The sequence below is a fragment of the Streptomyces sp. NPDC056361 genome, assembly GCF_042262805.1.
Classification (GTDB): Bacteria; Actinomycetota; Actinomycetes; order Streptomycetales; family Streptomycetaceae; genus Streptomyces.
This window is the reverse complement of record NZ_JBHJQI010000113.1, coordinates 16158-27805: the sequence shown is the minus strand read 5'-3', so window position 1 is coordinate 27805 and position 11648 is coordinate 16158. Positions and strand designations below refer to the sequence as shown.

At 69.5% G+C, this 11648-nt stretch carries 10 protein-coding genes and 1 pseudogene; 4 read left to right on the top strand and 7 right to left on the bottom strand.

Annotated elements, in window-relative coordinates; translation table 11 throughout:
• Positions 1–39: 39 nt before the first annotated feature.
• Both ACFCY7_RS29300 and ACFCY7_RS29295 read right to left on the bottom strand, forming a co-directional pair.
• Positions 40–942: a threonine/serine dehydratase gene (locus ACFCY7_RS29300; protein ID WP_376489069.1), complete on the bottom strand. Its 903-nt coding sequence runs from the start codon at positions 940–942 to the stop codon at positions 40–42.
• 53 nt (positions 943–995) lie between these two features.
• The gene (locus tag ACFCY7_RS29295) at positions 996–2048 is read right to left on the bottom strand and encodes an ATP-grasp domain-containing protein (protein WP_376489068.1); all 1053 of its coding nucleotides are present in this window, start codon (positions 2046–2048) and stop codon (positions 996–998) included.
• 325 nt (positions 2049–2373) lie between these two features.
• Here ACFCY7_RS29295 and ACFCY7_RS29290 point away from each other — a divergent pair, with 325 nt between their 5' ends.
• Both ACFCY7_RS29290 and ACFCY7_RS29285 read left to right on the top strand, forming a co-directional pair.
• A complete protein-coding gene (locus ACFCY7_RS29290) occupies positions 2374–3660 on the top strand; it encodes an acetyl-CoA carboxylase biotin carboxylase subunit family protein (protein ID WP_376489067.1) in 1287 nt (428 codons plus the stop codon).
• 126 nt (positions 3661–3786) lie between these two features.
• The gene (locus ACFCY7_RS29285; protein ID WP_376489066.1) at positions 3787–5067 is read left to right on the top strand and encodes an MDR family MFS transporter; all 1281 of its coding nucleotides are present in this window, start codon (positions 3787–3789) and stop codon (positions 5065–5067) included.
• Positions 5068–5160: 93 nt separating this feature from the next.
• Here ACFCY7_RS29285 and ACFCY7_RS29280 read toward each other — a convergent pair whose 3' ends face one another.
• From ACFCY7_RS29280 to ACFCY7_RS29265, 4 genes are all read right to left on the bottom strand, one after another.
• Positions 5161–5907, bottom strand: a complete 747-nt coding sequence (locus ACFCY7_RS29280; RefSeq protein ID WP_376489065.1) for an MBL fold metallo-hydrolase — start codon at positions 5905–5907, stop codon at positions 5161–5163.
• 123 nt (positions 5908–6030) lie between these two features.
• A complete protein-coding gene (locus ACFCY7_RS29275; RefSeq protein ID WP_376489064.1) occupies positions 6031–7005 on the bottom strand; it encodes a GlxA family transcriptional regulator in 975 nt (324 codons plus the stop codon).
• A gap of 275 nt (positions 7006–7280) precedes the next feature.
• Entirely contained in the window at positions 7281–8489 is a 1209-nt protein-coding gene (locus ACFCY7_RS29270) for an alpha/beta hydrolase family protein (RefSeq protein ID WP_376489063.1), read from the bottom strand.
• A 432-nt stretch (positions 8490–8921) separates the two neighbouring features.
• On the bottom strand, positions 8922–9740 hold the full coding sequence (locus ACFCY7_RS29265) for an SDR family NAD(P)-dependent oxidoreductase (RefSeq protein ID WP_376489062.1): 819 nt from the start codon (positions 9738–9740) through the stop codon (positions 8922–8924).
• A 137-nt stretch (positions 9741–9877) separates the two neighbouring features.
• Here ACFCY7_RS29265 and ACFCY7_RS29260 point away from each other — a divergent pair, with 137 nt between their 5' ends.
• Positions 9878–10456 (top strand): TetR/AcrR family transcriptional regulator, encoded by a 579-nt coding sequence (locus ACFCY7_RS29260; protein WP_376489061.1) that lies wholly within the window; start codon positions 9878–9880, stop codon positions 10454–10456.
• A gap of 180 nt (positions 10457–10636) precedes the next feature.
• Positions 10637–11155, top strand: a complete 519-nt coding sequence (locus ACFCY7_RS29255) for a hypothetical protein (RefSeq protein ID WP_376489060.1) — start codon at positions 10637–10639, stop codon at positions 11153–11155.
• Positions 11156–11283: 128 nt separating this feature from the next.
• Here ACFCY7_RS29255 and ACFCY7_RS29250 read toward each other — a convergent pair.
• A pseudogene (locus ACFCY7_RS29250) lies at positions 11284–11487 on the bottom strand (hypothetical protein); the annotation flags it as partial.
• Positions 11488–11648: the final 161 nt, after the last annotated feature.

Genomic DNA, 11648 nt, shown 5'->3' with positions numbered 1-11648 from the left:
GGCCGGGCCCGGCCCCTACCGACCGGGGCCGGGCCGGGCTCAGCCGAGGATGCAGTCGCTCCAGGTCTGATCGTCGATGTTGCCGCCGGAGACCACGCAGAGTGCCACCTTCCGCGGGTCGGGATTCCGCAGTGCGGCCGCGAACGCCGCCGCCCCCGCCCCCTCGGCCCGGATGCCGGCCTCCGCCCACAGGATGCGCATCGCCCGATGCAGCTCCACGTCGTCGACGGTGCGCACGTCGAGACCGTAGTCCCGGCAGGCCTGGAAGGACCGGGCGCCGATCCGCCGGACCAGCAGGCCTTCCGGCAGGCCCTGCGCGGCGTCCAGCGTGATCCGGCGTCCGGCCCGCAGCGACATCTGCATCGCCGGCGCGCCCTCGTACTCGACTCCGACGATTCTGGTGGCGGCGTCGCCCCATTCGGCGATGCCCGCCGCCACCAGGCCGCCGCCGCCCACGGGCACGAACGCGACGTCGGGCAGGTCGGTCTCCTCGCGCACCTCGCGGTAGAGGCTGCGATGGCCCTCGATGATGTCGGGATCGTCGAAGCTGTGCACGAAGACGGCTGTGCCTTCGTCCGCGTACCTGCGTGCGAGAACCTCGCAGTCGTCGTAGCCGCCCTCGACGAGGACGATCTCGGCGCCGGCTCCGGTGATTCTCTGCCGCTTGGCCAGAGGAGTCGTTCGCGGGACGAACACCCGAAGGGGCAGGCCGCGGGCCGAGGCCGCTTGCGCGAGACCGGACGCGTGATTCCCGGTGGAGGCCGTGACAATGGTGCTTCCGGCCGGCAACGCTGCCACTTTGTGGGCGTTGCCCCGGTATTTGAACGCCCCCGATATCTGCCGGGTCTCGTCTTTGACGAGGATTTCCCGCCAGCCGTGCGGCTGGAGCCGTACGACGCGGGTGCGAATCGGCTGGAGTCGTTCTTTCAGCTGTACAGACATGACCGTCCCATCAGTGTCGTGACCGAATGTGTGCGTTCCGGCGAATCGCCCACTCAGTGACTGATGGCGTATTCCTTGACCTTGTCGCGTGCGGGACGGGAGTCGTGGTCTCCGGCCGCCGCGACGACGAGGTCGGTGATGGTGCGGCCGGTTGCGGCAAGCGCCATCGGGAAGATGCTGCCGGACATCAGGCCGGGCAGGGTGTTGATTTCGAGGAAGTACGTCTCGTCGTCCCTGACCAGGAAGTCACAGCGCGCGAACGTCGCCACCTCGGTGGCCTCGAAGACCCCGTGCGCGTACTCGCGGAGGGCCTTGGTCGTGGGGTCCTCGGCGCGCAGTTCGATACGGGCACGCCCCTTGACGTGCTTCTCCTCGTGACCGAAGAAGCCCTGCGCCACCACTTCCGCCACGGGAAGGTCGACGAGGCGTCCGTTCTCCCGGTACACGCTGCACGAGTACTCGCGGCCGCTGACGAATTCCTGCACCAGGACCTGGTTGTCGTACGGTGCGGCTTCCTCGACCGCCTTCACCAGCTCCTGCTCGTCCGCATCGTGGAGCAGGGTGGTGAGCAGCGAAGCGCCCATGCGGTTGGGCTTGACCACGAGGGGGCCCGGTCCGACCTCCCGCAGGACGCGCTGTGCGTCGAACGAGTCCGCGCGGACCAGGGCGGAGCGTGGAGCGCGTAGTCCGGGGAGCAGAGCTGTGGCCAGGGAGGCTTGGAGGTACTTGTTCATGCCCAGGGCGGAGGCGAGTACGGGGCCGAAGTTGCCCCGAATACCCGCGACTTCGGCCAGGCCCTGCCAGCCGCCGTCCTCGCCTTCGTTCCCGTGCAGCAGGGAGAAGACGAACGAGCCGCTCGCCCTGAGCCGCTCGATGGCCGCACCCAGGGGCAGGACCTCTCCCGCGCGGAGCCCCTCCTCGTCCTCGGGCCACGGTCCGCGGTCGAAGAAATGCACCGTGCCGGTGCGGTCGACGTAGCAGACGGAGTCGACCACGACGCGGTTCGGCTCTTTGAGTAATTCGTGCAGGACATGGTGGTAGCCGTGGAGGGACGCATCATGTTCGGTGCTCCGACCGCCAACAAGGAGGGTGATGTTCAAGGACACGAAACACCTCGTAATCGATGGGTGGAGTGGAGTCCTTCAGGAGCTGCGGCCCTCAAGCTAGGTAGCCGCGACAATGGAGTCAATGCAGAGGTCATTGATTTGACTGACAGTTGACAGCCCAGGCCGAGAACCGACCCTTCCCCGCGACCGACAGTCCTCCCTCCAGGCAGCAAGGCGCATTCATTGCCATAGATAGTGACGTTTAGCGCCCTTTCGTCGGGCGATAGTCAGTCACGGACATGACTTCGATGTTGACTCGGTGTGCCGTCGCTCGTAGGTTGCTCGCCGGTAGCCTCAACACCCCCTCTGCCTTGAGGAGTTACGCGTGGCCCATCAGAAGAACCTGCCCAGGCTCGTCTTCCTCGACGGCCCCGGCCCGCCTCCCCCGGCCTGGTACCTGCCGAAACTCACCGAGAACTTCGAGGTGCACATCCTTTGGGCCCCGACAGGGGACCCCGAGAAGGACGCGTTACACGCCCGGACACTCGATCGGTTCTGCGCCCATTCACCCCTGCTGGGTGGCGACGATTCCCTGCAGGCCGTTCTGGAGTTCTCCCGGCAGTGGCGTCCGGAGGGAATTCTCGGGTTCAGCGAGCTGGTCGTGACCGAGACCCATGCGGCCGCCCTCGAACTGGGGCTGCCGGCGAACTCGCCCGAATCCCTGCCCGCGCTGAGGAGCAAGGAGGAGCAGCGCACCGCGCTGGCGAAGGGTGGCGTCCCGGTGCCGGGGTTCGCTTCCGTGCTCTCGCTGCCCGATCTGGTGGAGGCGGTGGCCGAGGTGGGCCTGCCCGCGGTCCTCAAGCCGTCGGCCGGCGTCGGCAGCATGGCCACGTACCGCGTCACGGAGGACGTCGACCTGCCCGCGCTGTGGGCCATGGCGACCTCCCGCTACACGGCGGATCCGCGCGGGGACGGCTCGGTGCACTTCGTGCTGGAGGAGATGCTGATCGGCGAGCGGTGGCACGACGACCCCCGTTACGCGCCCTACGTCAGCGTCGAGTCGCTCGTACAGGACGGCTCGGTCACCCACTGCGCCGTGACCGACAAGTTCCCGCTGTCGGAACCGTTCCGCGAGAACGGCAACGTCTTTCCCTCCAGCCTCCCCGACCACCGGATCGACTCGATCCTCGAGTCCGCCACACAGGCCATCCACGCCCTCGGGATCAGGAACTCGATGGTCCACACGGAGGTCATGCTCACGGCGGCCGGACCGCGGATCATCGAGGTCAACAGCCGACTGGGCGGAGCCGCCATCGAGATGCTCCGGCTCAGCTTCGACTACGACGTCGTGACCGCGATGGCCGACATCGCCACCGGCCGCCCCATCGCGCCGATGGGCCCCCGCCTGCGCAGCACCGGCCAGTACGTCCCGCAGTCGCCCGCCATGGACGTCACGCTCACGCAGGTGCCGACCGTCGACCAGCTGATGGCCATCGACGAGGTCGTCGAAGCCGAACTCTTCTACCAGGTGGGCGAGCGCCCCGACTGGGCGCGCGGGACGTCGGGCGGCAAACTGGCCCGCCTCATCGCGACATCGGAGTCCCCGGAACCGCTCCTTGACCTGGCGGAATTCCTCGCCTCGGACAAGGCCTTCACCTACGTTCCCGACTGATTCCGCCGGCGAAGGCGCGTACTCGCCCGGTGACGCGCGTACCCGCCGCGTCACCGGCGACGCGCCGCTCGGGAAGGCACGGGAAGGTACAGGCCGGAAGTCGTTGTCCGGCGGAAAGCGTGACACATGACGAATCCGCAAGACGAGCTCGCACCGGACAGCCGGGAAGCCACCGCACCGTCCGCCCGTCGCAGTGGTGTGTGGCGGAAGTGGACCGGCGCCCTCACAGGTCAGTTCTGGGTGGTCTGGGGTGCCACCCTGACCAACCAGCTGGGCTCCATGGTGATCCCCTATCTGAGCTACTACCTGACACAGGACCACGACGTTTCCCTCACCGCCGTCGGCGTGGTCCTCGCCACCTCCGGCTTCGGCGGCGTCATCTCGCAACTCTGCGGCGGGCTGCTGGTCGACCGCATCGGCTACCGCGCCACGATGACCCTGGGGATGAGCGGCACGGGCATCTTCCTGTTCCTCCTGGGCGCGGTGGACCAGGTGGCCTTGATCGCCGTCTTCGCCTTCCTCGTCGGCCTGGCGGCAGAGATGCACCGACCCGCCTCGGCCTCCATGATCGCCGCCCACTACGCCCCGGCCGACAGACCCAGAGCCTTCGGCCTGCTGTACTGGGCCGTGAACCTCGGCTACGCGATCTCCATGGTCTTCGGCGGCTCGCTCGTCCGCCACGGCTTCACCCTGCTCTTCTGGGTCAACTCCGCCGCCTGCGTGCTCGCCGGTCTCCTGGTCTGGTTCCTGGGGAAACCGACGGCGAGCCCGAAGCGACCGGTCGCATCGGACACCCGTTCCGGTAGTTACCTCGACGTCGCGCGGGACCGGCTGATGCTCGCCTACCTCGGATCCTGGTTCGCCTACGGCATCGTCTTCTGCCAATGCCTGTCGACGCTTCCCCTGGCCATGAAGACCGACGGCATCGCGCCTTCGACCTTCGGCTACGTCATGGCCACCAACGCCGTCGTCATCATCCTGGTCCAACCCGTGGCGAGCCCCCTCCTCTCCCGACTCGACCACAGCCACGTGCTCATCGCAGGCATCCTCGTCCTCGGCCTCGGGTACGGCGCCACGGCATTCGTCTCCACCCCCGTCGGATACGCCGCCACCGTCGCCGTATGGACTCTCGGAGAAGTGGCCGTCAGCTCGGTGAACCAGGCCGTCATCGCATCCCTCGCACCCCCTCCCCTACGCGGCCGGTACTTCGGTCTCTACGGCATGACCTGGTCCACGGCCGCGCTCACCGCCCCCCTCATGGGCACATGGCTCCTCCAGTGGCGGGCCACCGGCCTCTGGGCGGTCTGCGTACTCCTGTGCCTCGGCGCCGCAGCCGGCCAGTGGCTGCTCATTCCGAAGGTGAGGGCGCGGTCCGCGACGATTCGGCTCTCGGAGGCAGCAGGCTGAGAGGCCGGGGGCCCCAGGGAGTGGTTGCCAGTCGGCACCGACAGCCGCGACCCGGTGCCGGCCACGGATGCGGATACGGAGACGGATGGCGCCTCACTCTCCGCGCGTGGTGAGGCGTCCCGCTGCGTCGAGCCGGGTGAGGCGGTCGTGTTCCCGATCGGCCCACTGTCGTACGCGGGCGGGGTCCAGCGCGGTGCCGTGGCCGACGTGGAGGCTGGTGGGGTTGAGGGCGAGCATCGCGCGGAGGCTGGCGAGGTTCTGTCGGGGGTCGTCGTGGAAGGGCGGGTTGGCGGGCCTGGTGGGGAGGAGACCCATGAAGGATCCGGCGATCAGGTCGCCGGCGACGAGGTCGCCGTCGTCCGTGAGGACCGAGATCGACCCTGCGGTGTGGCCGGGGGTGGGCATGATGCGCGCCGAGAGCCCGAAGTCCTCGAGACCGGTCTCGCCGCGGATGAGCACCGCGGGCTCGAACGACTCGGCGCGGATGTGGAGATTCCGGTTCCTGGCCATGGCGCGGCCCATCGGACCGGTGGGCAGGTAGGGCTCGCGGACACGGCCGGAACGGTACTGCTCAAGGTCGGCGATGTGGCCGGCCAGGGGCGCGCCGGTGAGGCGGTGCAGTTCGGCGGCGGAGCCGAAGTGGTCGATGTGGCCGTGGGTGATGACGATCAGGGAGACGTCGGTGGGGTCGACGCCATGGGCGGCGATCCGATCGTGGATCTTCTGGCCGCTGCCGGGGATTCCGGCGTCGACGATGACGGGGCGGCGGCCGAGCAGCAGGTAGGCGTTGATGTTGTGCCGGCCCATGACCGGGATCGGGACGACCTTCGTGCGGGACATGCTTCTCCTCCGAGTGAGCTGGTGCTGGTGCTGGTCGGGGCCGCGTACGGGCATGCCGGAGCTCGGCCGGTCGCGGGCTCGGCCGGTGGACGGCGAACGGCGGACGCCGCGGGTGGTGGTGGGTCAGAAGCGGCGGCGGTATTCGGCCGGGGTGGTGCCCAGTCGCCGCCGGAAGACGCGGTGCAGCGTTTCCACGGAGCCCAGGCCGCTGGCGGCGGCTACCTCCGGCAGGCCCCGGTCGCTGTCCTCCAGCATCCGGCGGGCGGCCTCGAGCCTGGCAGCCTCCACGTAGGCGGCCGGTGTCGTGGAAGTGCTCCGGCGGAACAGCCGGGCGAAGTGGCGCGCGCTCAGGTGCGTACGGGCCGCCAGGGCTTCGAGGGACAGGTCCTCGGCGAGGTGCTCGGTGATCCACCTGCGCAGCTCGTCGATCCGGTCGTCCGAGGAGTCCCGGACGGACAGCGGCACGCTGAACTGGCTCTGCCCGCCGGAGCGTTTGACGTACATCACCATCATCCGGGCCGTCGCGAGCGCGAGGTCCTGGCCGTGGTCCTCGGCGACCATGGCCAGCGCCATGTCCATCCCCGACGTGACGCCGGCGCAGGTCCACACCCGTCCGTCCCGAATGAAGATCGGATCGGGATCCACCCGTACGCCCGGATGCTCGGCGGCCAGCCGCCCCGCGGTGAGCCAGTGGGTCGTGGCGGGCCTCCCCTCCAGGAGCCCGGCGGCGGCCAGCAGGTGCGCCCCCGCGCAGACCGATCCGATCCGCCGCGCCCGGGGTGCCGCACGGCGCAGCCACGCGGTGACCTCGTGGTCGATCACCGGTTCCACACCGTCGCCCACGAGCTCGATCGCCCCCGACACCAACAGGGTGTCGATCGGCCCGGCCACGTCCTCGAAGGCCATGTCGGCCATCAGCCGCACGCCACTGGAGGTCGTCACCGGGCCGCCGTCCGCCGTCGCGATCCGCACGACGTAGCCGCGCCGGTCGGCTCCTCCGACCCTGGTGGCGACCGAGAACACCTCGGCAGGTCCGGTGGCGTCCAGCAGCTCGATGCCGGGGAAGGCGACGATCACGACGCGGTGCGGTTGGGGCATGCCTTGATCATTCTGCCCGGTCGGGCATGACTGCAATGACCAGGATCTGTCAGATCAGGACATGCCCAGGAGGAGAAGGACGAGGAGGAGAAGGACGAGGAGGCGGGTGGCCAACCTCGCGTGTCCTGCCGCGCTCGAACGGCAAGCAACCGATCAGCGACCCCCCAGCGCCCGAGCTACGATCCGGCCAGGAATCCCGTCGAGTGGATGCCCGTCCGGCCGCCCCACTCCCCCGGGGTGCCGGCGGCGGACCTCGGCCCCACGTTCGCGGGTACTCACGGAAGGAACGTCACTGCCGGGAACGCCGGGGACGGCCCGTCGAGCAGGTGCCCCCGGCGGTGGCGCAGGTGCTCGTCGAAGAACGCGAGCGGGTACGCCTGCTGGATCCTCACGGCCTGGTCGGGATCGAGGGTGCCGATCACGTCCTGGAGCTGCTCCGCGCTCCATCCGGACAGCTTCGCCACCTGGGGGAACAGCGCCTCGTTGTCACCGTAGGACACGTGGACGGCGCCCTGTGCCTGGATGTTCAGCCGCCGACCCCGCAGGTGCGACCAGAACGCGGCGACCGGCGGGTCGGTGGCTCGGGTGAACTCGGCTGAGACCATCATGAACGGCCGGTCCAAGTCCCCGGCCAAGGGCGGGTTCATCTGCATCGGGGCGTCGAGGCTCAGCCCGGCCCTGATGCGCTCGTCCGCGAGCATGGCGCATGCGGTGGCCGTCCCGCCCTTCGACCACCCGAACGCACCCATGCGCCGCGGGTCCAGGGAGCCGAGCAGCCCGGCCGGCAGTTCCCGCCGGTCCGCGTCCGGATTGCACCCGGCGGCCAGCTGCTCGACGCAGTCGAGTACGAAGCGCAGATCCGCTGCAAAGTCCCCGGGCAGCGTCGGCGCATCCCGGTCGTAGAGCGGGACGGCGACCCTGCCGTCGGGGAAATCGGTGTACGTGTCGTATGTGTGAGCCACCGTCACCACCGCGTATCCGTGGCTGGCGAGCTCTTGGACCACGATGGTGTGGTCGCCCTGGTGACTGTGCGCACCGTGCGAGAACACGACGACGGGCATCCGCCGGCCCGACCGCCGCACGGGCGCACCCACGTGGCCGGAGGTGAGCGGCGCCAGGGGCACAAGGGCACCGAACCCCACGTCGGCGAGGAACGCCTGAAGCGCCCCGGCCGGCATCCAGGGCGCCACCGGGTACTGCTCGACGTCCCGGGCGGGGTACCAGATCGTGGCCATCAGCTCCCGGAAGCGCCCGGGCCCCGCGATGCCGTCCGGGCGCGACCGGTCGACGAGCCGCAGCGGAACCGTGCCCACCGGGTACGGCCCGGTGGGCACGGGCAACGTGAGCCGCGTCGGAGCGGGCGTCCCCGCGCCCTCCGCCCACGCGGGGCCGGCGAAGACGCCAAGCGGAGCGGCGGCCCCGACGGCCAGTGCGGCTCCCAGCACCCGGCGACGCGTCATGTCCTTACGGCCGATGAACGGCATGGTGGTCAATGTCCCTCCCGCGGAGACGAATCGTCATTCGTGCCGCGACGGCCAGTCCGTGGGCACGAACAAACGCTGTCACGTGCGGCTCTGATGCAGCATCAGCCCACGGTTTGATCACTGACGCGGGCATCAACCCACGGGTTTACAGCCCGGGTCGATACGGTGCGCAGTGGCTTCCCGCGGCGCCACGGCACCACGCCGCCACATCAGCGGGTCGGCCAATCGGACACCGGGATCGAGCAACTGGGGCCGGGGTGCAGCGATCTGGAACGCAGTACGGCGTCGGCCTCCTTCGGCGACGCTTGGCCAAGGCCTACCGGATCGGGCGTTCGGCGAAGACCGGGTAGTCAGTGACGCTGAGGGGTGCAGCCGTCGCCGCGCCCACGGGCAGCCTGCCCAGATGAGGCTCCACAGACGGGGCGTACTCACTCATGCGGCGTTCTCCCGCGGCATGGGTGCGGTGACCTCCGGGGTCAGGACCTTGCGGGTGATGCGTTCGGCGATCGCGGCGACCAGGGTGCGGGGGCGGCGGGGCGTCAGGTGCGCGGTCAGGGCGTTGCCGAGTCCGGGGGCGGCGTATCCGCGGTCGCGGTCCAGCGCGCGCAGCGCGGTACGGACGACCGACTCGGGGGTGCTCATCGACCCTGTGACGGCCGCCTTGCGGGTTCCGATGGCCTCGAAGAAGGCGGTCTCCACGGGGCCGGGGCACAAGGTGAGGACGCGGATGCCGCGTCGCCGGTACTCCTGGCGCAGCGCGAGGCCGAAGTTCAGGACGAAGGACTTCGCCGCGCCGTAGACGGCGAAGTACGGGGAGGGCTGGAAGGCGGCGTTGGACGCGACGTTGACGACCGCGCCGTGGCCGCGCTCCAGCATGCCGGGAAGCAGTTCATGGGTGAGGTCGACGAGCGCGACGACGTTCACCATCAGCTGGTCGTGGTCGCGGGCCCCGGATATCTCCTCGAAGCGGCCACAGGTGCCGAAGCCCGCATTGTTGACCAGGAGATCGACTCGCAGGCCGCGGGCGGCGAGGTCCTCGGCGATGCGTCCGGCCGCGTCCGGTTGCGCGAGGTCCTGGACCAGCACGTGAGCACGGACGCCGTGCTCGCCGGTCAGGCGGTTGGCAAGTGCGGCCAAGCGGTCGCCCGAACGTGCCACCAGGATCACGTCGTGCCCGCGGGCTGCGAGCTGCTCGGCGAACTCGGCGCCGAGGCCGGACGACGCGCCAGTGATGAGGGCAGTGCTGTTCATGAGTTCCTCCGTCAGCCGATGGCAACTGAGACTGAGCGTACCCCTTTCCCGCATATCTGCAACAGCTATGTTGCATTTCTTCGGTCGGCCGCAGCGCAGGTGTAACATCTCTGCAGGTAAGTGGTCGATTGGGAGGCATGATGGGCGAGAAGGCGGCACAGCCCTTGCGGGCGGACGCGGAGCGCAGCATCCGCGCGATCCTGGAGGCGGCGGAGCACGTGCTCGCCGAAGACCCCGGCGCGTCCATGGAACAGATCGCCGCGGCCGCGGGGGTGTCCCGGACGACGATCCACCGCCGGTTCGCCCACCGACAGGCACTCGTCGAAGCACTCGCGACATCCGCCGCCCGCCAGCTCGCCCAAGCCGTGGACGATGGCAGGCCCGACACCGCACCACCGCTGGTGGCGATGCACCGCATCACAGCCAACGTCCTCCAGGTCAAGGGCGCCTGGGCCTTCGCCCTGGGACTCCCCGAAGACCCGGGCAGCGAGGCCGCCGCCCTCCAGCAGGACATCGCCCGCCGTTGCATCGCCGTACTGAAGCGCGCCCAGGCCGACAACCTCATCGACGAAGCCGCCGACCTCGAATGGGTGCGCCGTGTCTACTACGCCCTCATCGGGGAATCGCTCCACAACGAGCCGAACGACACCGACCCGGACACCCTCGCCGCCCGCATCATCGACACCCTCCTTCACGGCGCCGGCAGGCGCGCCTGAGCGACCGCGGCCGTTCGGTTCGGTTCGGTACCGCACAGCACGATCCTCACCCTGGTCGGTACCGCCGCACTCTCCGCTGACGCCGCATCCCACATCAGGGCTCCCCCGCCGCGGCTGAACACATGAAGACCAGGATCCGGCTGAACAGCGACAGCGAGACGGCCCCGTGGAAGGCGCTCCATGCTGAACCCACTCGACGCTCCAGACGCGGTGTCAGTCGCGGCTGAAGAACTCGAGGACCTGCTGGCCGACTGCAACCACATGCCGGCCATATCCCTCTTCCCCGTAGTCCCCGTAGCCCCCGTAATCTCCGGGGCCGGGACGACACGCGGCCATGACCGGATGACGGCTCTCGCTCAAGCGGTGTACGACGCGGGGGCCAGCGGACACCAGCTGCGAACGCCCGTCGACCCCTTCGAACCACCACAGGCCTGGCGGGACATTCTCCGGCGCCAGGTAACCGACGGGTTCATGCAACCCACCCACAGGTACGCAGACCCCAGCCTGCGCACGCCCGCTCAGATCCGGCGTGCAGGCGAGCTCGCCCATGGCGTCGCCGACCTCATCGAAGCGCACCTCGGGCCCGTACGACACTCCGGTGACGTCGGCGGCCCACACACGGGCGACATAGGGTGGCGCAACTTGCTGTTGGTCACCAGCGACTGGGCCACCATCCTGCATCTCGGGATCTGCGACTGAACTGACGGAACGTCCCCCGAATCCTTGCGCAGCGGCCACACACGGGACCGACACGGGGCCCCGGCGCCCCGACACTCGGCGACTCTCGGGGGGGGTCCGACCGGCAGAATTCGCCGCGCTTGGCGCACTCAGCAGGTGGCTCGTGGTGTGTCCAGGGATCGGGCGAAGTCGGCGAGGGCGTGGAAGTCGCTCTCCCGAAGTCCGACCCGAGGGTTGACGTGGTGCAGGAGCCCGGGCCCTGCATGGCGGGCAGTCACATACGCCTGATCCAACTCGCTCTGCTCGTCATCCACCCAGACGAAGGGACGGCCGTTGGCGTAGTCCACCAGCGGTCTACTTGCCTCCGATCTGGCTCAGGCGAGGCCAAGTTAAACGGACGGACAGACCAAGCACGACGGAGCCGAGGGACTTCGCCTCCCCCGAACCCCCTGCAACGTCCGCCATCCAGGAGCGGTTCGCGTGGTGACGGAGAAGCCTGGCGAGCGTTCTCGTC